Annotated in this window: 23 protein-coding genes, 1 tRNA gene, 1 pseudogene and 1 other annotated feature (1 of these 26 cut by a window edge); of the genes and pseudogenes, 22 read left to right on the plus strand and 3 right to left on the minus strand. The window is 27.2% G+C overall.

Annotated elements, in window-relative coordinates:
* The first annotated feature begins 31 nt into the window (after window positions 1-31).
* Entirely contained in the window at window positions 32-772 is a 741-nt protein-coding gene (locus I4V63_RS00435; protein WP_195999344.1) for a class I SAM-dependent methyltransferase, read from the plus strand.
* 13 nt (window positions 773-785) lie between these two features.
* Window positions 786-1,670, plus strand: a complete 885-nt coding sequence (hslO, locus tag I4V63_RS00440; RefSeq protein WP_195999345.1) for an Hsp33 family molecular chaperone HslO — start codon at window positions 786-788, stop codon at window positions 1,668-1,670.
* Window positions 1,671-1,762: 92 nt separating this feature from the next.
* Here hslO and I4V63_RS00445 read toward each other — a convergent pair.
* Window positions 1,763-1,834, minus strand: a tRNA-Cys gene (locus I4V63_RS00445).
* Window positions 1,835-1,958: 124 nt separating this feature from the next.
* Window positions 1,959-2,660 carry a DUF6873 family GME fold protein gene (locus I4V63_RS00450; RefSeq protein ID WP_195999346.1) on the minus strand — a complete coding sequence of 234 codons (702 nt, stop codon included), beginning with the start codon at window positions 2,658-2,660 and terminating at the stop codon, window positions 1,959-1,961.
* Between the two features lie 143 nt (window positions 2,661-2,803).
* On the opposite strand from I4V63_RS00450, the gene ytxC reads away from it, so the two are divergent.
* From ytxC to pheT, 6 genes are all read left to right on the plus strand, one after another.
* On the plus strand, window positions 2,804-3,694 hold the full coding sequence (gene ytxC / locus I4V63_RS00455) for a putative sporulation protein YtxC (RefSeq protein ID WP_195999347.1): 891 nt from the start codon (window positions 2,804-2,806) through the stop codon (window positions 3,692-3,694).
* Window positions 3,695-4,031: 337 nt separating this feature from the next.
* Window positions 4,032-5,378, plus strand: a complete 1,347-nt coding sequence (locus tag I4V63_RS00460) for a TrkH family potassium uptake protein (protein WP_195999348.1) — start codon at window positions 4,032-4,034, stop codon at window positions 5,376-5,378.
* Between the two features lie 10 nt (window positions 5,379-5,388).
* Window positions 5,389-6,060, plus strand: coding sequence for a TrkA family potassium uptake protein (locus I4V63_RS00465; protein ID WP_195999349.1), 672 nt, complete (start codon window positions 5,389-5,391; stop codon window positions 6,058-6,060).
* Between the two features lie 11 nt (window positions 6,061-6,071).
* Entirely contained in the window at window positions 6,072-6,854 is a 783-nt protein-coding gene (locus I4V63_RS00470) for an RNA methyltransferase (RefSeq protein WP_195999534.1), read from the plus strand.
* Window positions 6,855-6,914: 60 nt separating this feature from the next.
* Window positions 6,915-7,135, plus strand: a binding site (T-box leader).
* Between the two features lie 125 nt (window positions 7,136-7,260).
* Window positions 7,261-8,280, plus strand: a complete 1,020-nt coding sequence (pheS, locus tag I4V63_RS00475; protein WP_042401310.1) for a phenylalanine--tRNA ligase subunit alpha — start codon at window positions 7,261-7,263, stop codon at window positions 8,278-8,280.
* Between the two features lie 17 nt (window positions 8,281-8,297).
* Window positions 8,298-10,676 (plus strand): phenylalanine--tRNA ligase subunit beta, encoded by a 2,379-nt coding sequence (gene pheT, locus I4V63_RS00480; RefSeq protein ID WP_195999350.1) that lies wholly within the window; start codon window positions 8,298-8,300, stop codon window positions 10,674-10,676.
* Between the two features lie 39 nt (window positions 10,677-10,715).
* Here pheT and I4V63_RS00485 read toward each other — a convergent pair whose 3' ends face one another.
* Window positions 10,716-11,600 carry a phosphatidylglycerol lysyltransferase domain-containing protein gene (locus I4V63_RS00485; protein WP_195999351.1) on the minus strand — a complete coding sequence of 295 codons (885 nt, stop codon included), beginning with the start codon at window positions 11,598-11,600 and terminating at the stop codon, window positions 10,716-10,718.
* A gap of 166 nt (window positions 11,601-11,766) precedes the next feature.
* Between I4V63_RS00485 and I4V63_RS00490 the strand changes: the two genes are divergently transcribed.
* The 14 genes and pseudogenes from I4V63_RS00490 to xdhA form a co-directional block, all read left to right on the plus strand.
* On the plus strand, window positions 11,767-12,252 hold the full coding sequence (locus I4V63_RS00490; RefSeq protein WP_195999352.1) for a hypothetical protein: 486 nt from the start codon (window positions 11,767-11,769) through the stop codon (window positions 12,250-12,252).
* 472 nt (window positions 12,253-12,724) lie between these two features.
* Window positions 12,725-14,218: a glycerol kinase GlpK gene (gene glpK / locus I4V63_RS00505; RefSeq protein ID WP_195999354.1), complete on the plus strand. Its 1,494-nt coding sequence runs from the start codon at window positions 12,725-12,727 to the stop codon at window positions 14,216-14,218.
* A 209-nt stretch (window positions 14,219-14,427) separates the two neighbouring features.
* Window positions 14,428-15,855 (plus strand): NAD(P)/FAD-dependent oxidoreductase, encoded by a 1,428-nt coding sequence (locus I4V63_RS00510; RefSeq protein ID WP_195999355.1) that lies wholly within the window; start codon window positions 14,428-14,430, stop codon window positions 15,853-15,855.
* Between the two features lie 11 nt (window positions 15,856-15,866).
* Window positions 15,867-17,120: an FAD-dependent oxidoreductase gene (locus I4V63_RS00515; protein ID WP_195999356.1), complete on the plus strand. Its 1,254-nt coding sequence runs from the start codon at window positions 15,867-15,869 to the stop codon at window positions 17,118-17,120.
* Window position 17,121: 1 nt separating this feature from the next.
* Entirely contained in the window at window positions 17,122-17,481 is a 360-nt protein-coding gene (locus I4V63_RS00520; RefSeq protein WP_195999357.1) for a DUF1667 domain-containing protein, read from the plus strand.
* A gap of 137 nt (window positions 17,482-17,618) precedes the next feature.
* Entirely contained in the window at window positions 17,619-18,263 is a 645-nt protein-coding gene (locus I4V63_RS00525) for a pentapeptide repeat-containing protein (protein ID WP_195999358.1), read from the plus strand.
* A 229-nt stretch (window positions 18,264-18,492) separates the two neighbouring features.
* Window positions 18,493-19,539: a calcium/proton exchanger gene (gene cax / locus I4V63_RS00530; RefSeq protein WP_195999359.1), complete on the plus strand. Its 1,047-nt coding sequence runs from the start codon at window positions 18,493-18,495 to the stop codon at window positions 19,537-19,539.
* Window positions 19,540-19,971: 432 nt separating this feature from the next.
* Complete coding sequence (locus I4V63_RS00535) at window positions 19,972-21,135, plus strand: SAM-dependent methyltransferase (RefSeq protein WP_195999360.1); 1,164 nt, start codon at window positions 19,972-19,974, stop codon at window positions 21,133-21,135.
* A 360-nt stretch (window positions 21,136-21,495) separates the two neighbouring features.
* Window positions 21,496-22,881 (plus strand): peptidoglycan binding domain-containing protein, encoded by a 1,386-nt coding sequence (locus I4V63_RS00540; protein ID WP_195999361.1) that lies wholly within the window; start codon window positions 21,496-21,498, stop codon window positions 22,879-22,881.
* A gap of 153 nt (window positions 22,882-23,034) precedes the next feature.
* Window positions 23,035-23,187 carry a hypothetical protein gene (locus I4V63_RS00545; protein WP_195999362.1) on the plus strand — a complete coding sequence of 51 codons (153 nt, stop codon included), beginning with the start codon at window positions 23,035-23,037 and terminating at the stop codon, window positions 23,185-23,187.
* A 6-nt stretch (window positions 23,188-23,193) separates the two neighbouring features.
* Window positions 23,194-23,493 carry a hypothetical protein gene (locus I4V63_RS00550; protein ID WP_195999363.1) on the plus strand — a complete coding sequence of 100 codons (300 nt, stop codon included), beginning with the start codon at window positions 23,194-23,196 and terminating at the stop codon, window positions 23,491-23,493.
* A gap of 78 nt (window positions 23,494-23,571) precedes the next feature.
* Window positions 23,572-24,408 carry a deoxyribonuclease IV gene (locus I4V63_RS00555; RefSeq protein ID WP_195999364.1) on the plus strand — a complete coding sequence of 279 codons (837 nt, stop codon included), beginning with the start codon at window positions 23,572-23,574 and terminating at the stop codon, window positions 24,406-24,408.
* Window positions 24,409-24,533: 125 nt separating this feature from the next.
* A complete protein-coding gene (locus I4V63_RS00560) occupies window positions 24,534-25,034 on the plus strand; it encodes a hypothetical protein (RefSeq protein ID WP_195999365.1) in 501 nt (166 codons plus the stop codon).
* Window positions 25,035-25,130: 96 nt separating this feature from the next.
* Window positions 25,131-26,837 (plus strand): annotated as a pseudogene (gene xdhA, locus I4V63_RS00565) (xanthine dehydrogenase molybdenum-binding subunit XdhA); it runs 641 nt beyond the window's last position.

Here is a 26,837-nt window from a genome sequence, read left to right on the forward strand (position 1 = left end):
CTCACAATTTAATGAAGTGAGGGGGGATATTATGGCTTATGGAGAATTTGCAAAGATATATGATGAATTAATAAATGAAGATATAAATTATGATGAAATGGTAGATTGTATATTAAGAATTTGTGATGAAAGTAATATAGAATTTAATGATTATTTAGATATAGCATGTGGTACAGGTAATGTTACAGTAAGAATAGCAAAACATTTTAAAAATATTTACGGAGTAGATTTATCTGAAGATATGCTTAGAGAGGCTTTTGATAAGTTAAAAAGTGAACGTATTAAAGGTAAGATAATCTGTCAAGACATGACCGAGCTTTCTTTAAATAGAAAGTTTGATTTAATTACTTCGGTATTAGATTCTACAAATTATGTAACAGATATAGAGGGTTTAAAAAACTATTTTAAAGGTGTATATGAACATTTAAAAGATGACGGATTATTTATATTTGATGTTAATTCGTATTATAAATTATCAGAGATACTAGGTAATAATATTTATACATATAGTGAGGAAGATGTCTTTTATACTTGGGAAAATGTTTTTGAAGATGACTTATTATCCATGTTTTTAACTTTCTTTGTTAAAAAGGGAGAATTATATGAAAGATTTGAAGAAGAACATCTTGAAAGGGCTTATAAAGAGTCTCAGTTAGAAAGTATCTTAGAAGAGTTAGATTTTAAGGTTATTAATAAATTTGATGGATATTCTAATGATAATGTACAAGCAAATAGTGAGAGAATAGTATATGTTGTAAAGAAAATTCAATAGTTGGAGGTCAAATATGAGCGATAAAATAATTAGAGCAGTAGCTAAAGATGGAATGGTAAGAATAATTGCAGGAACAACTACTAATTTAGTAGAAGATGCAAGAGTTATACATGAATGTACGCCAGTAGCTTCAGCAGCATTAGGGAGAATGTTAACAGCAGGGGCTTTATTAGGAGCTACATTAAAGTCTGAAAATGAAGTAATGACTTTAAGAATAAATGGTGGCGGAGATGCAGAAGGAGTAGTTGTAACTGCTTATGAAGGTGCTAAAGTAAAGGGGTATATTGGAAATCCTTATGGTGATTTACCGTTAAATGCAAATGGAAAGCTTGATGTTGGTGGATATGTAGGTAAAAATGGAACACTTATGGTTATTAAAGATTTAGGTATGAAAGATCCATATGTTGGTCAAGTACCAATACATTCTGGTGAAATTGCTGAAGATTTAGCATATTATTTCACTGTTTCTGAACAAACACCATCAGCTGTTTCATTAGGAGTTTTAGTAGATAAGGATTATTCTATTAAGGTAGCTGGTGGATTCATAATTCAAATGTTACCAGGAGCAGATGAATTTTTAGCTGATATAATAACTTATAGATTAGAGGAAATTCCGTCTTTAACAACAATGTTAGATGAAGGAAAGAGCATGGATGATATACTAGAGTATATTTTTGGAGACATGGATTTAAAAATACTTGAAGAAATAACACCTGAATTTAATTGTAATTGTTCAAGAGAAAAAGTAGAAAAAGCTTTAATTTCTATTGGAGAAAAAGATCTAAGAGAAATATATGAAGATGGAAAAAATGAAGAATTAAAATGTCACTTCTGTAACAAGACATATGTATTTGAGAAAGAAGAAATTGGAGAGCTATTATCAAAGATTACTAAATAACTAAAAAAATAAAACCAAGTATTTTACTACTTGGTTTTATTTTTTTAGTTAAAGAGTTATAGCTTATGGTTATTTATTTTTTATAGTAAAAAAGGCGCCACCCAGATTTGAACTGGGGAATAAAGGTTTTGCAGACCTCTGCCTTACCACTTGGCTATAGCGCCAAATCACTTATACTTTAATATATGCTAATGTCTATAAAAATATTCATAAAATAAAATTTATTAGAATTGAGAAAATATAAATAATAATCAACAATTTAATTATATATACGTATTATATAAGAGATTATAAAACTAATAAACTTCCCCTATCAAAGAGTTTACTATTTCTTAGATATAATGGCTTTATATCATATTTATATAGAAATTCTTTGACCATCGAACCAAAGGCATAGTGTTCTAAGGATCCGAAGAACGCCATGCAATCATCGGAAATCATACCTCCAACACCACCGATAAATCCATAATTAAGTCCAGGGAGTTCAATATCTCCAAATGGAATTAGTAATACATCAAAGTTTATTTTAGTTAAAGCTTTATAAATTCCAGCATCATTAGTTATGATAGCATCTTCTCTTAGAGGTAATATAGAGCATTTTGAATATCCTTGTTTAATATTTATATGCTTTTTGTCCTTACAATAGTTTAAAAGTTCATTATCGGTATACTTTAAGTTATGAATTAAATATTTTTCAGAAATATAAGCATTTAGTGATATGTTATTTGGATAATTTTCATGTAATGAAGAAGAACTATTTATGTATTTAATATTTTTTTCATTTAATAATTTTTTAAAATTATTATTAATATCTTTATTTATAATTACGGTCTTATTTTTTTTGCTTAAAATATTTAACTGTATATCAACATGACCATCAATAGCTGAATAGAGATTATCAGCACGAGGAATTTTAATTACTTCATAATTCATATTTTTTAATGAATTAATTTCATCAAATGAGGTTCTATAATCAACAAAACTTATCATTATTTTTCTCCTTGATATAAATGTATTTATTATAAGATATAAAATATTCATAAAAAAATCAATATTTTATAATAAGTGTACACTCAACTTAGTATATAGAAAAAATTTTAATACATACTAATATTAAGAAAGGAGTGAAATCCATGCTTGTGATGAAGATAGTGCATAATGATGAAATAGATTTAGTCCATGAATTACAAGAGTTAAGAGAAATACTAAAAAAGAAAAATATAACTATAGGTCTTGTGGAGAGTGGAGAAGGAAGTTCACATTTGATAAAGGTTATGTGCGATGAAGAGTGTTATAATGAGAAAATTAAAAGAATGATATATTTATATATAAGTAATATTTTATATAATATAGTAATTGAAAAATACAGAGAAAAAGAACTTTTTAATTTTTTGACAGAAACTTATTTCTTCTTAAAACAAGAAGAAATATTAGAAGTTGAAGAAATGATCATGAAGGTTTTAAGAAGTGAAGAAAATTTAAAAGATGAAAAAATGATTTTCTGTATTAGTAAAATAAATTCAATAATTGAAAAGATAAAAACTTGTCTTGAAGAAAATGAAGAAATTAATATTAAAGGCTTTATTACATTTAGAATGAAAGAGTTAAGAGAGGATATAGAAGAAATTATAGATAAAGTAGTAGAAGAGTACATGGTAGAAAAGGAATATAAGGAGTTTGTAAAACTATTGAAATACTTTGTGGATATACAAGAAAGTAAAATAGAAAAAATTAATATTTATATCCACCAAGGTGGGGGATATGAATTAAAAGACGGATATGGAAATGACATTTTTAATGAGTTTATGAAAGAATTATCAGAATGTAAAATTGATACTGAAGCTAAAATAGAAGATATTATTATTAGTGGTTTAATAACTAATGCACCAAAGCAAGTAATTATACATCACAAAGAAAATTGTCTAAATGCAGAATTTATAGAAACTATAGTAAATGTATTTGGGGATAGAGTTTTTTATTGTACAGGATGTACAAATTGTGAAACATCAAAATTGAAAATTTAAAAGTTAATAATAAAATTGAAAATTTAGGGTTGTATTATTTTATAAACAACCCTTTTATCATTTAAATATGATTATAATAAAAAAATATTAATTAAATATTAGTGTAATTTAAATTTTATTCTTTAGCTTTACATTAGAAAAATTAAGTAATAATCAAGTATTGGGTAAATAGTAGAAGATTGTTATTGTTAAAAGTATAAAATAGTATAAAATTTACCGTGGAATAACTATGAAAAGTTAATTAAAGGTGGTAAAATACATGATGAACTTTTAAATAATAAAAAGAAAAGAATAGAACAAAATAATATTATGATTTTTATAATTAGGAGGTGGAGCAATGAAATGGAATTTTAAAAAAAATATAAAATTAAAAGGAGTGCAGATATTAGCTTTAGGCTTTATGGTAGTAATTTTAGTAGGAGCAATAATACTTACTCTTCCGATTTCTAGTGTTAGTGGAGAAAGTACAGATTTTTTAGATGCACTATTTACTTCAACATCAGCTGTATGTGTTACTGGATTAGTTGTAGTGGATACTGGGAGCTATTGGAACATGTTTGGACAAACGGTAATTATGATTCTTATAGAAATTGGTGGACTTGGGTTTATGTCTTTTACTACTTTGCTTGCAATTCTTTTAGGTAAAAAAATTACCTTAAGAGAAAGATTAGTTTTACAAGATGCTATGAATACATTTAATATTCAAGGACTTGTAAGAATGGTTAGATATGTTTTAATATTTACTATTTCAGTACAATTTTTTGGTGCATTATTATTGTCAACTCAATTTGTACCGCAGTTTGGGCCGGGCAAAGGAATTTTTTATAGTATTTTCCACTCAATTTCAGCTTTTTGTAATGCTGGATTTGATGTTTTTGGAAAAGGAAATAGCTTAATGTCTTTTAATAATAATATAGTAGTAATGATGGTTATTTCTATATTAATAATGATAGGAGGATTAGGTTTTACAGTTTGGAGTGAATTATATACATGTAAAAGTATAAGACGCGTTTCAATTCATTCAAAAATGGTTATTTTAATGACTGCTGCATTAGTTGTAGGCGGAGCTATATTAATGTTTTTATTTGAGCATAATAATCAGAATACTATTGCGGGTATGTCATTTATTGATAAATTAATGAACTCTTTATTTGCTTCTGTTACACCAAGAACAGCTGGATTTAATAGTATTTCTACAGAAGGAATGAGTACAGCTGGACAGTTTTTAACTATAATTTTAATGTTTATTGGTGGTTCTCCTGGTTCTACTGCTGGTGGGGTAAAAACTACTACAATAGGAGTTTTAATTGTAACTGTAATTTCAGTAATAAGAGGAAGAGAGGATTCAGAAGTATTCCAAAGAAGATTTAGTAAAGATTTAGTATATAAGGCATTTACATTATTATTTGTTGCATTTACTTTAGTTATTGTTGTCACTATGCTATTATCATATACAGAGAAAGGTGCAAATTTTATAGCATTATTTTATGAAACAGTTTCAGCAATGGGAACAGCAGGTTTAACTTTAGGTTTAACACCAGAATTAAGTAGTGTAGGAAGAGTTCTAATAATAATGATGATGTATTTAGGAAGAGTGGGTCCTTTAACAGTTGTATTATCTATAACAAGGAAAAAGGTAAACTCTGGTATTAAATATCCAGAAGGAAAAATTTTAATAGGTTAGGGGAATAAATATGGCAAATACTAAACAGTTTGTAGTTATAGGATTAGGTAGATTTGGAGAATCAGTTGCTAAAACTTTATATTCACTAGGACATGATGTTTTAGCAATTGATATGGACGAAGATTCAGTACAAGAAATATCAGATAGCGTTACACATGCGGTACAAATGGATGCGACTGATGAAAATGCATTAAGAACATTAGGATTAAGAAATTTTGATGTTGCTGTAGTAACCATTGGATCAAATATTCAGGCTAGTGTAATGATTACTTTATTAGTTAAAGAGCTTGGTGTAAAGTATATAATTGCAAAAGGACAAAGCGATTTACATGCAAAGGTATTATATAAAATTGGAGCTGATAGGGTAGTATTACCTGAAAAAGATATGGGAGTAAGAGTTGCTCATAATTTAGTATCAGCAAGTATTTTAGATTTTATAGAGTTATCACCAGATTATAGTATTATGGAATTAAGGGTACTAAATGAATGGAATGGTAAAACTTTAAAAGAATTAAAGCTTAGAAGTAGCTACGGAATAAATATTATGGCTGTAAAGAAGGGTGAAAATATTGATATTTCACCAAAGGCAGAAGAAGTATTATCATCTGATGATATTATTGTAGCAATAGGATCAACAGATGATTTAAGTAATTTAGAAGATATGTTAGTAAGAAAAAAATAAGAGGTGTAATGTTGGTAGTTATTGAAAGTAAAGACAACGCATTATTTAAAAATACAAGAAAATTAAAAGAAAGAAAATACAGAACTAAAGAAAATAAATATATAATAGAAGGCTTTAGATTAGTTCAAGAAGCATTTAAAGCTAAATGTGACATTGAGTATTTAATTGTAAATGAACATGGAAAAGATAAAATAAATGATTATTTGCAAGAATATATGGATAATATAAAAATATATGAATTAAAAAATGATTTATTTTCACAATTAGTTTCTACAGAAAATACACAAGGTATTATAGCTGTAGTAAATATAAATAACTCTATTAAAGATATAAAAGGGGATTTTTATTTATTATGTGATAAGGTTCAAGACCCAGGCAATTTGGGAACTATTATTAGAACAGCCCATGCTGCAGGAGTTAATGCAATAATATTAACAAAGGGTACTGTAGATATATATAATGATAAAACAATAAGATCTACTATGGGGTCAATATTTTATGTCCCTATTATTTACGATAATGATTTAAGTTTCTTGAAAAATCTTAAAAGTGATGGTTGTAGCTTAGTTGCAACATCACTAGAAGAATCAAAAAACTTTTTTGATGAAGATTTAAGTGGAAAAGTAATTTTATCAGTTGGAAATGAAGGTAATGGGATAAGTGATGAAATATTTAATCTAGCTGATAAGAAAGTTAAGATTCCAATGCCTGGTGGGGCAGAGTCTTTAAATGTAGGCGTTGCAACATCAATTATTTTATTCGAAAAAGTAAGACAAAAACTTTGTAAAAATTAATTTAAAACTGGGTATTGAAAAAAATCTTGGTTATTTGTATAATAAATTGTAAATAAATATTTAAAGACTGTGAATGAGAAAGTAAATTTGAGAAAGTGTTCAGGGAGAAAAGATCATAGACTGGAAGTCTTTTTACATGGAATCTTATTGAAGTTCCCTCAGGAGTCCTAACTGTGAAGTAATAGTAGTAGTTAGCGGTTGAAGCCGTTATTTAATTAAGATGGATATGAAATTATTTTTCATATCAATTAGGGTGGTAACGCGGATATTCCGTCCCTTTGTGGGGCAGGGTATCCTTTTTTTATGGGAAAATTTATAAAAGTATTTAAGTTTTTATAAATAAATGAAGATATTAAAAATAAATACGCCCATTAAAATTTTATTAAAGTAAGAAGGGAGAACAACAATGCAAGAAAAATTATTAGCAATTAAAGAAGCTGCTTTTAATGAAATATCTGCTGCTGAAAATAGTGGAGCATTAGAAGAAATAAGAGTTAAATACCTTGGTAAAAAGGGTGAGCTTACTACAATATTAAGAGGTATGGGTTCATTAACACCAGAAGAAAGACCAATAGTTGGTAAATTAGTTAATGAAGCTAAAAGTGAAGTTGAAGCAAAATTAGAAGAGGTTGGAACTGCAATCAAAACTAAAGAAAAAAATGCTAAACTTGCAAGTGAAGTAATTGATATATCTCTTCCAGGGAAGAAGCAAGTTATAGGAAAGAGACATCCTCTTGATTTAACATTAGAAAGAATGAAAGAAATATTTATTTCAATGGGATTCAGTATAGAAGATGGTCCAGAAGTTGAGCTTGATCATTATAATTTTGAAGCTTTAAACATACCAAAGGATCATCCAGCAAGAAGTGAACAAGATACTTTCTATATTAATGATAATATAGTTTTAAGAACTCAAACTTCACCAATTCAAATTAGAACAATGGAAAATCAAGAACCACCTATAAAGATGATATCTCCAGGTAAGGTATATAGATCAGATGCTGTAGATGCTACACATTCACCAATATTCTATCAAATGGAAGGATTAGTAATCGATAAGGGAGTTACTTTTGCAGATTTAAAAGGTACTTTAGAGTTATTTGCTAAAAAGATGTTTGGAGACAAGGTTGTAACTAAGTTTAGACCACATCACTTCCCATTCACTGAACCATCAGCTGAAATGGATGCAACTTGCTTCGTTTGTGAAGGAAAAGGATGTAGAGTTTGTAAAGGAAGCGGATGGATTGAAATTTTAGGTTGTGGAATGGTTCATCCTAATGTTTTAAGAAACTGTGGAATTGATCCTGAAGTATATAGTGGATTTGCTTTTGGATTTGGTGTGGATAGAATGGTTATGCTTAAGTATGGAATTGATGATATAAGAGCATTATACGAAAGTGATATGAGATTTTTAAATCAATTTTAATTAGGAGGTAAAGTAATATGAAAGTACCATATAATTGGTTAAAGGACTACGCTGAAGTTAACGTAGACCCACATACATTAGGAGATAAATTAACTCTTTCAGGTTCAGCTTTAGAAGAGGTTATAATACAAGGGGATAACATAAAAAATGTTGTTACTGGTAAAATTACAAAAATAGAAAAGCACCCAGATGCTGATAGATTAAATGTTTGTCAAGTTAATATAGGAGCAGATGAGGAAATACAAATAGTTACAGCTGCTACTAATATGAAGGAGCAAGACATAGTACCAGTTGCTCTACATAAGTCAATTTTAGCTGATGGAACTGAAATTAAAAAAGGTAAAATGAGAGGGGTAGTATCTAACGGTATGTTCTGTTCTGAAGAAGAACTTGGAATAGCTGGAGATGAACCAGTTCATGGATTAATGATTTTACCTGCTGATGCTCCATTAGGAATGGATATAAAAGAATACTTAGGGTTAAATAAGGCTATATTAGATTTTGAAATAACTTCTAATAGACCAGATTGCTTAAGCATGGTTGGTATGGCAAGAGAAACTGCTGCAACTTTAAGAACATCGTATAAAATGCCAAACTTTAATTACGAAGCTAAATGTTCAGCTAATATTAATGATGAACTAAAAGTAGAAGTTAGAGATGAATTATGTAGAAGATACATGGCTAAAGGTGTAAAAAATGTTAAAGTTGAACCATCACCAGGGTGGATGCAAGAAAGACTTTTAGAAGCAGGTGTTAGACCTATAAACAATATAGTTGATATAACTAACTTTGTTATGTTAGAGCTAGGTCAACCGATGCATGCATTTGATGCAAGACAAATAGAAAGTAAGACTATAGTTGTTGAAAGAGCTTTAGATGGCGAAAAATTCACAACATTAGATGAAATAGAAAGAGAATTAGATTCAAGTATCTTAATGATTAAAGATGGTTCTAAATCTGTTGCTGTAGCTGGAATAATGGGTGGATTAAATTCAGAAATTCAAGATGATACTACAGAAGTAATCTTTGAATCTGCAAACTTTGAAGGAACTAACATAAGAGTTAGCTCTAAAAAGTTAAATTTAAGATCAGAAAGTTCTTCAAGATTTGATAAAGATATAGATCCAAACTTAGCTAAACTTGCAATAGATAGAGCATGTGCTTTAATTTGTGAATTAGGCTGTGGTGAAGTTATGGAAGGTACTATTGACGTTTATAATAATGTTAAGGAAGAAGGTTCTATAACTGTAGATTCTAATTGGATAAACAAATTCCTAGGAACAGAAATTTCTAAAGAAGAAATGAAAGAAGCTTTAGATTCATTAGATTTAAAGACGGAATTAAATGGTGATGATTTAGTAATAACTATTCCAACATTTAGAATAGATATTGCTATAAAAGAAGATATTGCTGAAGAAGTTGCAAGAATTTATGGATATGATAAGATTCCTACAACTATATTTAAGGTTTCAACTGAAAGAGAACCAAAGCATAAAAATGAATTATTAAATGATAAGGTTATTGAAATAATGGTTGGTAGTGGTATTAACCAATCTATTAGTTATTCATTTGTATCGCCTAAGGTATTTGATAAAGTAAATATACCTGCAAATAGCGAATTAAGAAATGTAGTTAAAATCAAAAATCCATTAGGTGAAGATTATAGCGTTATGAGAACAACTACGTTACCTTCAATTATGGAATCTTTAGGAAGAAACTATTCAAGAAATAATGACTATGTAAGATTATTTGAAATTGGAAGAACGTATATTCCAAATGAAGATGAAACTAAATTACCAACTGAAAAGAATATTTTAACTATTGGTATTTACGGAGATTGTGATTATTTAGATCTTAAAGGAATAGTTGAAAATGTAATTGATGGATTAGGAATAGCTAAGGCTAAATATGTTAGAGAAAGTGAAAATCCAAGCTACCATCCAGGTAAAACAGCTGCACTTATGGTAAGAAATAAAAAGGCAGGTGTATTTGGAGAAGTTCATCCAGATGTAATTGAAAACTATGGAATAGATGTTGATTGCTATGTTGCAGAGCTTGATTTAGATGCCTTATTTGAAGCTTCAAATATGAATAAATCATATAAGGCGCTTCCAAAATTCCCAGCAGTTACAAGGGATATAGCATTATTATGTGATGATTCTATATTAGTTGCTGAAATAGAAGAAACTATAAGAAAAGCTGGTGGAAATTTAGTAGAAAAAGTTCAATTATTCGACATATACAAGGGAGCACAAATTCCAGAAGGTAAAAAGTCAATAGCATATGCAATTGCATATAGAGATGAAAAGAAAACTTTAGAAGATAAAGATATAGCTAAAGTTCATGATAAAATTCTTAAAGCATTAGAGCATAAATTAGGTGCTGTTTTAAGATAATTATTAAAGTATTAAAGGAAGCTGAATTTTCAGCTTCCTTTAAATTATTATTAATGATTTTTTTAATAAATATAGAGGGTAATATGAAAGTTTTGACTTTCTTAATCCAGGACAACCACAATCTTCTTCCCTATTAATATATTTCGTATTTTTAAAATCCTTATTTATAAATTCTCTATTTATAAATGCATATACGCCTTTATAATTTATATCACAACGTTCAATATGGATGATGGCCGTATCATTTAATATTTCACCAATTGAAAATCCAACAAGATTGTTATTTACATAAACTGCAATACTTTTCAAATTTAAATAATTCAGATTATGAAGTAAATTAGTTATTTCTAATGTTTCATAACGTAATTCCTCGCAAAGTTTATATTTGTTTTTATGCCACTTTTCTATTAAATCTAAACAATCTTGAATAGTTTTCTCATCATCTATCGATTTTATAATATAATTATAAGATTTTATAAATGAATTATAGTGATTTTTCTTTTGATGATACTTTTTTCCTGACAAATTTAATAATTCATCAGTTGAATATACATATTCAAAGTTGTCTCTGTTTTGGATTGTTTTGAAAGGAAAACTTGTATATTCTTTTAGCACATTAACAAAATTATCTTCAATATCACCAAAGAGGTAAATATTATCGGTGAGGCTTAAATTTTTTAAAGTTAATATTAATTCTTCTAATTTATTCCTATCATAGCCAATAGGCATCATAAAAAATACTCCATCTTTTGTTTCTTTTTTTATTATTAAGCAATCATTTATAATAGAATATTCAATTTTGCAAAAATCCTTCCATAAATAAAGTGTTACAAAAGAATATTCATAAGATCTATTATCAATTTTACATAAATACTTTTCAAATAAATCTTTATCCTCTAAACTTATGCTTTTAAAGTTTTTCAATTTACCATCTCCTCTTAATAAGGAAGAAAATAGTATATATATTATTTTATTTCTACAATTAAAAGATGTGTATGTTAATACTTGATTAACAAAATTTTAGGAATTTAATTTTACTATAAGAATATAATTCAATGAATAATAAATTTATATAAGGGTTAGGTAAAATATGAAGTTACAAAATTTGATTTTAAACTTGTCAAAAGATGATATATTAAAGTTAATATCACTTCAAGATAAAACAATTATCAAATCATTAGAATTAGGAAATGAAATGAAGATAAGTGGGATTTATAAGTTGATGGGATTAAATGTTGATTTCAATGGAATTATGAGTATAAGCAGTTTTAAAAATAATGTTATTTATATTACAATAAATGAATTTAAAATTTCTAATAAAACATCAAGTAATCCATTGGTTAAAGGTTCGATTGCATTACTAACAAAATCTATAAATGATATTGAAGGAATGTCTTTAAAAAATAAACTACTTACGATTGATATAGAAAAAATAGTACAAGCTTATTGTACAGATACTTATGGAATAAAGCTTGATAAATTAGATATAAGTACTTTAAGTACTAAAAATGGAGCGTTAGAGTTTGGAATAAATATTTTAGAGTTAAATTTGAAAAATTTGATTGTTCAAAAATAATAAATAAGGTTAATAATATAGGATTATATTTTTTATTAGAATTATAAAATGTTAAAAATAATAAGAAATATAATCCTTTTTTATTAATAATAAGACCTATAATAGCTTTATGAATAGCAGAACATATGCTATTATTACCATGTAAACAATTAAATTATAAGGTTAAGGAAAAAATAAAATTAGTATTTTACATCAGCAAAGTTACATGGATTGATTGCAATACAAAGTTTTTTTGATACAATTCCACTTAATAATAGCAGAAGTAATATTATTTCAGAATGTGATGATATTAAAATATTACCAGGAGTTATGCCAAAGGTAATAAAAAAATAGACAATTGTACTAATAAACCTATTATTGTTGGTGGGCTAATTGATAATAAAGAAGATATTATTTTAGCACTAAGTGCAGATGCAACAAGTGTATCAAGTATTAAGAAAAGTTTAATTAAGTAATATAGGAGGTATTAAGTATGAAGAAATATATATTGTCATTAGACCAAGGAACTACTAGTTCTAGAGCAATTATATTTGATAAAGAGCAAAATATTTATGGCGTTTCACAAAAGGAGTTTAATCAAATATATCCAAAAGAAGGATGGGTTGAACATAATCCTATGGAAATATGGTCATCCCAATATTGTGTTCTTCAAGAAGTTTTAGCTAAGACTAATGTAGAACCTGAAGAAATAGCAGCTATAGGAATTACAAATCAAAGGGAAACTACTATTGTATGGGATAAGGTAACTGGAGAACCAATATATAATGCAATAGTATGGCAGTGTAGAAGAACTGCTGATATATGTGAAGAATTAAAAAAAGATGGTTTTGATAAATATATTAAAGAAAATACAGGGCTATTAATAGATGCGTATTTTTCTGCTACAAAAATAAAATGGATATTAGATAATGTTAAAGGGGCAAGAAAGAAGGCAGAATCAGGGAGATTGATTTTTGGAACTGTAGATTCATGGTTACTTTGGAAGCTTACTAATGGTAAAATTCATGTAACTGATTATACAAATGCATCAAGAACTATGTTGTTTAATATTAAAACATTAAAGTGGGATAAAAACATTTTAAACAAATTAAATATACCATTATCTATGATGCCAGAAGTTAAAAGTTCATCAGAAGTTTATGGATATGCTAATTTAGGGGGAAAAGGAAATGTTCAAGTTCCTATAGCGGGCATTGCTGGGGATCAGCAAGCAGCACTTTTTGGTCAAGCAGCATTTAATAAAGGAGATGCAAAAAATACATATGGAACTGGATGTTTCTTATTGATGAATACAGGTGAAAAATTAATAGAAAGCAAGCATGGATTAATTACAACAATAGCTATAGGATTAAATGGAAAGGTGCAATATGCATTAGAAGGCTCTGTTTTTATGGGGGGTGCAATAATTCAATGGTTAAGAGATGAAATGGAATTGATTACAGATGCACAAGATTCAGAGTATTTTGCTCAAAAAGTAAAAGATAATGGTGGCGTTTATATTGTTCCTGCTTTTGTAGGTCTCGGTGCACCATATTGGGATATGTATGCAAGAGGTTCTATTTTTGGATTAACCAGGGGGGCAAATAAAAATCATATTATAAGAGCAGCTTTAGAATCAATTGCATATCAAGTTAGAGACTTATTAGATGCTATGGAAGAGGATACTGGTTATAAAATAAATGTATTAAAGGTGGATGGTGGTGCAAGTAAAAATAAATTTTTAATGCAATTTCAATCTGATATATCAAATATCGAAGTTTGCAAGCCAATAATTACGGAAACAACAGCTTTAGGGGCTGCATATTTAGCTGGACTTGCAGTTGGATATTTTGAAAGCACTGAAGAAATAGCAAATGGATGGTATGCGAGTGAATCGTATAATCCTAAATTAGAGGATGAAAAAAAAGAAGCATTATATAGAGGGTGGAAAAAGGCAGTTAAAAGATCTATGAACTGGGAAGAATAATTGATAAAATATGGTTTTAGTGGTATGATGTACATGTATTAAATATGAGTGTATGAAAAGTAGAGTCAAGCACAAAAACAGAGGATTAATTTCCTTGTTTTTGGCTTGGCTTTTTTTAATATTTTAATAAGAATGAAGTTTGAAAATAAACTCATATTATAATATATAAAAAATGATTTTTAAAAGTAAAAAAATAAGAGGTGAAGTTTATGTATGATGTTGCGATAATAGGTGCAGGAGTAATTGGTGCATCTATATTTAGGGAATTAACGAAATATAATTTGAATGTTATTGTAATTGAAAAAGAAAATGATGTTTCAATGGGAACATCGAAAGCAAATTCTGCAATTATTCATGCTGGATATGATCCAAATGAAGGTACATTGATGGCTAGGTATAATGTAAAAGGAAATGAAATGTTTGATAAACTTTGTAAGGAGTTACATGTTCCATTTAAGAGAAATGGCTCATTGGTATTGGCTTTTAATAATGATGATTTAATAACAATAAATAACCTCTTCAAAAATGGAGAAAAAAATGGGGTAAAGGGATTAAAAATATTAAATAAAGAAGATGTTTTAAAAAGAGAGCCCAATATTAATAGTGAGGTTAAAGGTGCTTTGTTTGCATCGACAGGTGGAATAGTAGGACCATTTGAATATACGATAGCATTAATGGAAAATGCTGTTCAAAATGGAGGAGAAGTTAGTTTAAATAGTGAAGTTATTTCAATAACTAAGAATAAAGAATTTATTATTAAAACTAAAGATAATAAGGAAATTAAAAGTAAATATGTTATTAATGCGGCAGGAGTATATGCCGATAAAATTCATAATATGATTTGTAAAGAAAGCTTCAAAATTAAACCAAGAAAAGGTGAATATTATGTAATGGATAAGAGTATGGGAAGTTTTGTGAATCATACAGTATTTCCTTGCCCATCAAAGTTAGGAAAGGGTATTCTTATAACACCGACTGTTCATGGTAATTTGTTAATTGGACCTAATGCTAGTGATATTAATGATAAGGAATCATTAAAAACTACAAATGAAGGATTAGAAGATATAAGGGAAAATGCAACACATACATGCTCGAAATTAGACTTTAGAAAATGTATAAGAACTTTTGCAGGACTTAGAGCAGTAAGTGATAAAGATGATTTCATTATAGGGGAAGATAAAGAGGTAAGAGGATTTATTGATGTTGCTGGTATAAAATCACCGGGTTTAACTTCAGCACCAGCTATTGCAGCAGATATTATTAATATATTAGTAGATGCAGGATTGAAACTTAATAAAAAAGATAATTTTAATGCAAATAGGAAAATAATAAATTTTATGGAATTATCAGTTGATAAAAAGAAAGAATTAATTCAAAAAGATAGTAGGTATGGAAGAATAATTTGTAGATGCGAAGGTATTACAGAAGGTGAAATTGTAGATGCAATTAACAGATCATTTGGAAGTATTACTTTAGATGGGGTTAAAAGAAGATGTAGACCTGGAATGGGCAGATGTCAGGGTGGTTTTTGTGGACCAAGAGTTCAAGAAATTATAGCTAAAGAGCGAAAGCTAAAAATGGAAGATATATTACTAGAAAAAGATGGTTCAACTATATTATTTGGTAGAACAAAGTAGGGGGATATATAATGTGTTATGATTTGATTGTAATAGGTGGGGGACCTGCAGGATTAGCAGCAGCTTATGAAGCTAAAAAACAAGGAGTAGAAAAAATATTAATAATAGAAAGAGATAAAGAGTTAGGTGGAATTTTAAATCAATGTATCCATAATGGCTTTGGATTACATACATTTAAGGAAGAATTGACAGGGCCTGAATATGCTGAGAGATTTATTGATATGATTAATGATACAGATATTGAAGTAAAATTAGATACCATGGCTTTAGAAATAGATAATGAGAAAAATATACATGCGATTAATACTATTGACGGATATATGATACTTAAAGCTAAATCAATAGTATTATCAATGGGATGTAGAGAAAGAACAAGAGGCGCAATTGCAATTCCAGGGGATAGACCATCAGGGGTATTAACAGCAGGTGCAGCTCAAAGATATATAAATATGGAAGGATATATGCCTGGCAAAGAAGTGTTGATTTTAGGATCTGGTGATATAGGGCTTATAATGGCAAGAAGAATGACATTAGAAGGCGCAAAGGTAAAAGGGGTCATTGAATTAATGCCATATTCTAATGGATTGAATAGAAATATAGTTCAATGCTTAAATGATTATAATATACCGCTATATTTATCACATACTGTTACAAATATCATAGGAAAAGATAGATTAGAAAAGGTTATAATAGCTAAAGTTGATAAAAATCGAAAACCTATCAAAGGTACTGAAATTGAATTTGATGTTGATACTTTATTATTATCTGTTGGATTAATACCAGAAAACGAACTTTCTACAAAGGCTGGTATAAGTAAAGATATAAGAACTAATGGGTTAATTGTAAGTGAAAGTATGGAAACATCAATAAAAGGAGTTTTTGCATGTGGTAATGTTCTTCATGTGCATGATTTAGTTGATTTTGTTACAGAAGAAGCTAAAAGAGCTGGAAAAAGTGCTGCTAAATACTTAAATAATGAATTAGAGTATTCTAATTATTTAGATGTTAAGAATGGGAAAAATATTAGATATGTTGTTCCGCAAAAGTTAAATATTGAATCAGTAGAAGATAATCTTACAATGTTAATGAGAGTAGATAATATTTATACTAACAAAAAGATAGTTGTAAAATGTGATGAAACTGTAATTGCACAATTTAACAGAAAGCATTTAGCACCTTCAGAAATGGAGAAAGTAATTATAAGTAAATCTATTTTAGAGAAGGTAAATGGTGATTTAGTAGTTTCTTTAGAGGATGGTGAATAAAATGAATGAAGAATTAATATGTATATGTTGTCCTATGGGATGTCATTTAAATGTTGATGTTAAAAATAAAAAGGTGAGTGGTAATACATGTAAAAGGGGAGAAGTATACGGATTAAGTGAGGTTATTAATCCAGTTAGAGTTATTACTTCTACAGTAAAAATTAAAGAAGCTGATTTTACAGTATTACCAGTAAAAACAAAGAGTGGAATACCAAAAAAATTAAGCTTTGAAGTTATGAAAGTAATTAATAGCATTACTGTTACAGCTCCAATTAAGTGTGGAGATATTATTATAAAAAATATATTGAATACTGGAATTGATTTAATCGCAACAAGGAGTATGGAAAAAGTAAATATTTAAATGTAGAATTCACAAGTAGAGATAAAAGATTTTATTGCTATTTGTGAGTTTTTTATTATCTAGTACTTATTATATGTTAAATATATCTAATATACTATATAATAATTATTATGTTAGATAGATGAGGAGAGAATTTTATGCCAAAGTTAATTAAGATACAAAATCCTAAGTTCATAGATGAAGTAGAAGAAATTATAGATTTAAGAGAAGAGTTTATTTATAATGAAAAAATTCAAAATAAGCTTATAGAAAATACCGATATTGAAAGTAAAAATGATGCAGGAATAACTATAGATAGTTGTGTTTTTAATAACATTACTTTTATAGATTGCAATTTTGAAAGAGTTGACATAATAGATACTGTATTTAAAAATTGTGATTTATCTAATGTTTCCTTTATTGGAGGAAGTGTACATAGAACACAGTTCATTAATTGTAAGCTTGTTGGAGCAAGGTTTGATGAATGTAATTTTAAAAATGTTTTATTTGAAAATATTTTAGGAAAATACTCTAATTTTTCTTTTAGTAAAATAAATAATGTCAACTTTATAGAAAGTAATATGACAGAGGCTATATTACAAGAGGTTAAATTTGAGAAAACAGTATTTGAAAACTGTGATTTAACTAATGGATTTTTTAATAAAACTTTCCTAGGAAAAATGGATTTAACTACATGTGAGATTTCAGGAATTGATGTAGATATACCAAATGTATATGGAACAACTGTCACAACAATTCAAGCTTTAGAATTAAGCAGACTATTGGGGTTAAATATAAAATAAATTTTAATATAAATTGTTACAAAATATTTTTAAGCAACTAATTTCAAATTTAAGTTTTAAGTTAATTGATAAAGTTAATTTAGGAAAATTATTTTTAGAACTACTAATTCAAGTTAAGTATGATATTTCATTAGAGAGATTATTTTTTATTAAAGTTTATTTTTATAATAATTATTGGAGTAATTGGAGAAAATACAACATATATTGATATGAAGTGGATGTGAAATATATGAAATTTTTAAAATTTATGCTGATATTTATTCCAATTAGTATTATAGGTAAGTTTATGAACTTTTCATCAGCAGTAATGTTTATCTTAGCAGCTCTTTCTATTATTCCTCTAGCTGGATTAATGGGAGAAGGAACGGAGGAAATTTCCTTTTATTCTGGGCCGAAAATAGGAGGATTTTTAAATGCTACTTTTGGTAATGCAACAGAATTAATAATTTCTTTTTTTGCTTTAAAGCAAGGATTGTTTGAAGTTGTAAAGTCTTCAATATCAGGATCAATTATAGGAAATATCCTATTGGTATTAGGAGCAAGTATGCTATGTGGAGGAATAAAACATAAAACTCAAAAGTTTAATAAAAATGTAGTTGATGTTACATCTAGTATGCTTTTATTTGCAGTTATTGGATTATGTATACCGGCTGTATTTACTCATACTTTTTCTAATGATTTATTAAATACAAAATATGAAGGATTAAGTTTAGCAGTTTCTATTATAATGTTTATATTATATATTTTTAGCTTAATTTTTTCTTTTTTTACTCATAAAGAACTTTATGCAGTTAAATACGAAAATGAAGAGGAAAAGGCAAAATGGTCTTTAAAAAAAGCAATTGTAATTTTAGTAGTATCAACTATATTTATTGCTATAGAAAGTGAATTTTTAGTAGATGGAGTAGAGGGAATTACAACAAAGCTTGGTTTAAGTGAAGCTTTTGTTGGAATAATTTTAATACCAATTATAGGTAATGCAGCTGAGCATACTACAGCAATTTCTATGGCACTAAAAAATAAAATGGATGTGGCAATAGAAATAGCAATAGGTTCAAGTTTGCAAATAATATTATTTGTTGCTCCTATTCTTGTATTTTTAAGTTTATTATTTACACCTATGACTATAATATTTAATCAATTTGAATTAATAGCATTAATTGTAACAGTATTAATAGCTAATAAAGTTGCTGGAGATGGAGAGTCAAATTGGCTAGAAGGAGCTCAATTAGTTGCAGTATACTTAATTATAGCAGCAGGCTTCTTTATCTTATAATGTATATACTGCAATTAAAAATGAAATTATAAAAAAGATATTAAACTAAAAATGGAAATGACTACTTAAATTTCATAGGATTATATATTCAAATATGAAGAAAATAATATTGTAATATTTATTAATATTACAAATCATATTTTTATATTGGAGGATAAAACTATGAGTGAAAAACATGATTGTTGCTGTAGTAGTCAACAAGAAAAAGAAAAAAAGGCAAATAACTGTGGATGTAAGCATAGAAAAAGTAATAAGGCTCAAAATATAAAAGAAAATTATTAAAGTAAAAAATGGCTAGTATATTAGAAAATATATACTAGCTATTTTTCTTTATATAAAATAATCTAATTATATAAGTATAAATAGTACTGGTAAAATAGTATTATATGAATTAAAATAACTATATATTATACATAATAAGGTGAGATGTAAATGGAAGAATTAAAAAGAACATTAGACGAAATATTTAAAAAAGAAATTATGAAGATAGTAATAAGTAATAAAATAAAAAAGGATGAAAAATACAATAAAATTTCTATATGTTTAAAAGAAAGTAATAAAAATAAATTCTATCAAATAGAGAAGTTTACAGATAAACAAGTATTTCATGAAAATATAAAAATCGATGAAATAAATGAAAAAGTATATGAACTAATAGAGGGTAGATATAAACAAATGACAGCTTGGTCTGATAGCGAAACATTTGATTTAAAGATCTCTAAGAAGGGAAAAATATTTTTAGGTAGAAAGAAAAATGATAATTCTAAAATTATTGCAAAAGGACATAATAAGGAAAAAAATTATATATTAAAGGAAGGTATGATTATTGAACCTCTTATAGATTTAGGGGTATTTACTAAAGAGGGTAAAGTAGTTAATTCTAAGTATGATAAATATAAGCAAATTAATAGATTTATTGAAATAATTGATGATGAAATTAAAAAAAATGACTATAAAGAATTAACAATTTTAGATTTTGGATGTGGTAAATCTTACTTAACTTTTGTATTGTATTATTATTTTGTAAAAATTAAAAATATAAATGTTAAGATGATTGGATTAGATTTAAAAGAAGATGTAATTAAAAAATGTAATGAAATAGCTAAGAGATATAATTACGACAATTTACATTTTGAATTAGGCGATATTAATGGATTTAAATATAACAATAAGGTTGATATGGTTATTACATTACATGCTTGTGATACTGCAACTGATTATGCATTATATAATGCAATAAAATGGAATAGTAAAATGATATTTTCAGTTCCATGCTGTCAGCATGAATTTAATGCTCAAATGAAAGCAAATGAACTTTCAATATTAACTAAGTATGGAATAGTTCAAGAAAGAGTTGCTGCATTAATGACAGATAGTGTAAGAGCCAATTTATTAGAGTGTGCTGGATATAAAACACAGCTTTTAGAATTTATTGATATTGCACATTCTCCTAAAAATATATTAATAAGAGCTTCTAAAGCTAATATATCTAAAGAGAAAAAAGAGAAATCACTAGTTGAAGTAAAAAATTTAATGGATACATTTAGTTTTGAACCAACATTATATAATTTATTAAGTAATGATAATTTAATTTAGTTTTTTATAAAAGCAGTAAATATAGTATAAATTTACTGCTTTTTTCATATTCAAATTACTAAGATAAGATTGATAAATAGCGTTGGGGGATAGTGTGAAAAGTATAGAAGATAATTTTATAAAAACTTTAAATAAATGCAAAGAAATAACTATAAAAGAATATAAAAATATTAATGTAATTTTTTAAATTGGTGGCAGGATTTTAAAGTTGATAGCTTCACTAATGTAAGGGTAAAAAATCATGATGAAGAGTATTCTCTTAGCATGATTTTTTTTATTTAGCTATATTAGTTTTAAATCACTAAGTAATTACATAATAATAGAATGTACAAGCAATAATATAGGAGAAAGTGTGAGCAAATGAAAGATGAAAAAGTTAGAGGGAAATTTTATTTATTGTTATTAATTATAGTAATGTTTTCAAGTATCTATGCGCTAATGTCAATTTATTTTGATAAACATTATTATTTTGGAACTTATATTAATGGAATTAATGTTTCCTGTAAAACCGTTGATGAGGCAAATGAGTTATTATTAAAAGAATCTTATAATTATGTTATTAAATTAGAAGAAAGAGATAATATTACAGAATACATAGAAGGGAGTAGTATAAATTTTAAATATGAAGGAAGTGATGAAGCTCAAGAAATAAAAGATAGTCAAAATCCATCACTTTGGTTAATAAATATTTTTTTGAATAATAAATATATAATTAATGAAGTTTATTCATTTGATAGGCAACTATTAATGGAGGAATTTGAAAAGTTAAGATGTTTTAATAATGAAAATATTATTGAGCCATTAGATGCATGCTTCAAATATGAAAATGGAGAGTATAAAATTATTAAAGAAGTATATGGTAATAAAGTAAATAAGGATTTACTTTATGCTTATATATTAAATTCTATAATATTAGGTGAGAGAAGTATTAACTTGGATGAAATCAATGCATATGAAAATCCTAAGTTTACTTCAACTAGTGAAAAAGTAATCCAAGCTCAAAAGGAATTAAATAAATATGTGAATTCAAAAATATACTATATTTTTGATAACGAAATAGAGATTTTAGATGGTAGTATTATTAATACTTGGTTGGATGTAGATTCATCAATGAATATATCTGTCAATGAGGATGCAGTTAAGAAATATATAAATGAATTAGGTAGCAAATATGATACATATGGTAAAACTCGTAGTTTTAAATCTACTACTGGAAAAACTATAAATGTAGTAGGTGGTAATTATGGTTGGAAGATTAATAAAACAAAAGAAAAAGAAGCTTTAATTGAAAATATTAAAAATGGTGAAGAAATAAAAAAAGAACCTATTTACACGCAAACTGCTCTTGGACCAAGAGATGATGATATTGGTAACACTTATGTTGAAATAAATTTAACTACACAAAGTTTATGGTTCTATAAAGAGGGGAAGTTAATAGTTCAGGGTGATGTTGTAACTGGCAATGTAAGTAGAGGTAATGGAACTCCGCAAGGAACTTATATTTTAAATTACAAGCAAAAAGATGCAACGTTAAAAGGGAGCAATTATAGTTCAGATGTAAAGTACTGGATGCCTTTTAATTGTAACATAGGTATACATGATGCAAGTTGGAGAAGTGATTTTGGTGGGGAAATATATAAAACTTCTGGTAGTCATGGCTGTGTTAATGCTCCAGAATACCTAGCAAAAAAAATTTATGAAAATATTGAAGCTGGAACTCCTATAATTTGTTATAAGGAAGATTAAATATTTGGATATAGAAAAAAGAGAAATTATATTCAAGATGAAATTTGGTGATTGGTGGAAATATAATTTCTCTTTTTTCATTTTTATTGTAAACAATAAAATTAGAATAATTTATTGTGCTACATAATATAGTAGTATAAAGAGGTGTTGGTAATGAGGAATAGGATTGAAACTATAATTTTAAGACTTTCTAAGGAAAATGAAAAAATGATAAGGGAAAAAGCTATTAAAGAGAATATTACTATAGAAGAATATATAAAGAAAATATGTATTTATGATCCATGGTTAGAGAATTATGAGGAGTGATTAATAATGGATTTTTTTTATAGTAGTATTTTACATAAGTTATTTATTGTATTATATAGTATTTTAATTATTTATGGTTTTTATTTAGTTTTAAAAGAAAAAAGTGATATGGAGAAAAAGATAAAAGATAAAATCAATAAGCAATATAAAACAGAAATTATATTAGAAGTTGATGAAGAGGAAAAATACATGTTAAGGAATTTAGCTTCTGATTATGGGTATTCTAATATAGAGGAATTTATGGTGTCAATTTTAAATAAAGAAATTAATAGAGAAAATTATGATTATGATGATAATATTATATAATAATAATTATTAGTTGATACTAAAGTAATAATATAGTATATTTATATTAATAACAATTATACTATTGGAGGATTAGAGATGTTAAACATAGGATGCCACTTATCTACAACAAAAGGATTTAAGAATATGGGAAAAGAAGCTTTAGCAATAGGAGCAAATACTTTTCAATTCTTTACGCGTAATCCTAGAGGTGGAAAAGCTAAAGATATAGATGAAAAGGATATAAATGGACTTTTAGAAATTATGAAAGAAAATAACTTTGCTAAGGTATTAGCTCACGCACCATATACTTTAAATGGATGTTCTGCTGATGAAAATACTAGAAAATTTGCAACTGAAATGATGGCAGATGATTTATTAAGAATGGAGTATTTACCACATAATCTATATAACTTCCATCCAGGAAGTCACGTAAAGCAAGGTGTTGATGTTGGAATAGATTATATAGTTGAAATGCTAAATACAGTGCTTAAGCCAGAACAAACTACTACAGTCTTATTAGAAACAATGGCTGGTAAAGGTACTGAAATAGGTAGAAGTTTTGAAGAAATTGCTCAAATAATAGAAAGAGTTGAATTAAAGGATCATTTAGGAGTATGTTTAGATACTTGTCATGTTTATGATGCTGGTTATGATATCGTAAATGACTTAGATAATGTTTTAGAAGAGTTTGATAGGATTATTGGTCTTGATAGACTTAAAGCAATACATTTAAATGATAGTAAAAATCCATTTAACAGTCATAAGGATAGGCATGAAAAAATAGGGGAAGGAAGCTTAGGGCTTGAAGGAATAAGTAGAATAATAAATCATCCAAAACTTAAGCATTTACCATTTTTCTTAGAAACACCTAATGAGCTTGATGGATATAAAAATGAAATAGAAGTTTTAAGAAAAGAATATATGGAAGATTAATTTTAATAAGGTATTTCTGAATTTGAAAGTTTAGAAATACCTTATTTTTTATGTTTATAAATAAAGTGTAATTAGAAATAATATATATGTATAAAAGGTAAATAATAATATTGAGGTGATTTTTTATGAATGAAAATAATGTAAAAGAAAGTAAAGCAATAAAAGTACTATTTCAAAAATTATTAAACGAAAATTATGAACAAAAAGAATATAGAGAAGTTTATACAATAGATATATTGCCAAGGACAGTTAATAATTTAAATAAATATACTGATTTTGAGAAAAGTATACTGAATAATAATAGCTATAATGTATTAAATAAATTTGTTTTAGCATTAAGTAAATTATATCTATATGATAATAAAATATTTAAGTTATCCCATGATGAGGAAGAAAGTTTATCCTTTGAAGAATATCATAATGATATTAATAGATTTATTGATGATTGTATGTATAATTTATCAATTCCTACTAAAAGAATGGATTTAATATTTAATGAATTAAAAATAGGCCTTGAAATAAGTGATTGGACTATTAAAATAATGGATTTTGGTTGTACTGAATTAAGATTTGTTATAGATATTTTTAAATCAGAAGGATTATTTATAAGAAGACCTTATTTTTAATTTTTGAATATAAGAATTTTTACTAATATTTGATTTATATAATATAAGCCATATTATATAAATCAAATAATTAAAAAATTTAAGTGAGGTGAAAGAATGTCATATAAGATACTAGGGAAAAGTGTAAATAGAGTTGATGCAATTGCCAAAGTAACAGGAAAAGCAAAATATGCTGAGGATTATTTTGAAAGAGAAATGTTAGTAGGAAAGGTACTTAGAAGTACTTATGCACATGCTAAGATAAAAAATATATTTATAGATGATGCTTTAAGTTTAGATGGAGTTGAAGCTGTAATAACATATAAGGATTTACCTAACATAAGATTTGCAACTGCAGGTCATCCTTATTCTTTAGATAAAAATCATAGAGATGTTGAAGATAGATTGATATTAACTAATAAAGCAAGATATGTAGGGGATGCAATTGCAGCTGTAATTGCAAAAGATGAGATAATTGCACAAAAAGCATTAAAGCTTTTAAAGGTTGATTATGATATTTTAGATGCTGTATTTAATACAGAAGATGCAATAGCTGAAGGAGCCCCTATTATTCATGAAGATAAACCCAATAATATTATAGCCTCTTCTAAGATAGAAATTGGAGATATAAATGAAGAATTTAAAAATGCTGACTACGTATTTGAAGGTGAATATGAAACTAGTATTGTTCAACATTGCCAATTAGAATGTCAAAATGCATATGCATATGTTGATGAGAATAATAGGATTGTAATAGTAACATCAACTCAAACACCTCATATAGTAAGAAGAATTGTAGGACAGGCATTAAATATCCCAATAGGAAGAATTAGAGTAATAAAACCTTTCGTTGGTGGAGGATTTGGTAATAAGCAAGATGTCATAATTGAACCACTAACAGCAGCAATGACTTTAGCTGTTAATGGTAGACCAGTAAGACTTTCATTAGATAGGGAGGAAGTTTTTACATCTACAAGAACAAGACATGCTATGAAGTATAAAATAAGAACTGCTGTATCTAAGGATGGAAAATTATTAGCTATTTCTATGAATAATCAGGTGAATAATGGTGCATATGCATCTCATGGGCATTCTATTGCAATGAGTGCAGCAAGTAAATTTAGGCCATTATATGATTTTAATGCTATTGAAGTAAAACCTACTACAGTATATACAAACCTACCTACAGCAGGAGCAATGAGAGGATATGGTATTCCACAAGTTTGTTTTGCTTTAGAAAGTCATCTTGATGATATTGCAATAAAACTAAATATAGATCCAATAAAGTTTAGAAGAAATAATTTAATAAGTTTAGGCCATGAAGATCCATTAAGTGGAATAAAGGTTAGATCCTTTGGAGTTAAAGAGTGTATTGAAAAAGGCAAAGAGTTAATTAAATGGGATGAAAAAAAAGAAAGGTATAAAAATATCACTGGAAACAAAAGAAGAGGTTTAGGAATGGCATGTTTTAGTTATTTTTCTGGAACATATCCTGTATCACTAGAAATAGCAGGAGCAAGGATTATAATGAATCAGGATGGCTCAGTTCAACTTCAAATTGGTGCAACTGAAATTGGACAAGGAAGTGATACAATTTTTAGTGCAATGGTAGCTGAAATGCTTGGAATAGGTATTGAAAAGGTTAATGTTATTTCTACTCAAGATACTGATATTACTCCGTTTGATACAGGTGCATACGCTTCAAGACAAAGCTTTGTTACTGGAGCCGCTGTTAAAAAAGCTGCAAAAGAAGTGAAAAATAAAGTGCTTGAAATTACAAGCAGAAAAAGTGGATTTATTGGTGGAATGGAAATACCATCAGTT

Source organism: Clostridium sp. 1001271B_151109_B4 (assembly GCF_015670405.1).
GTDB lineage: Bacteria > Bacillota > Clostridia > Clostridiales > Clostridiaceae > Clostridium.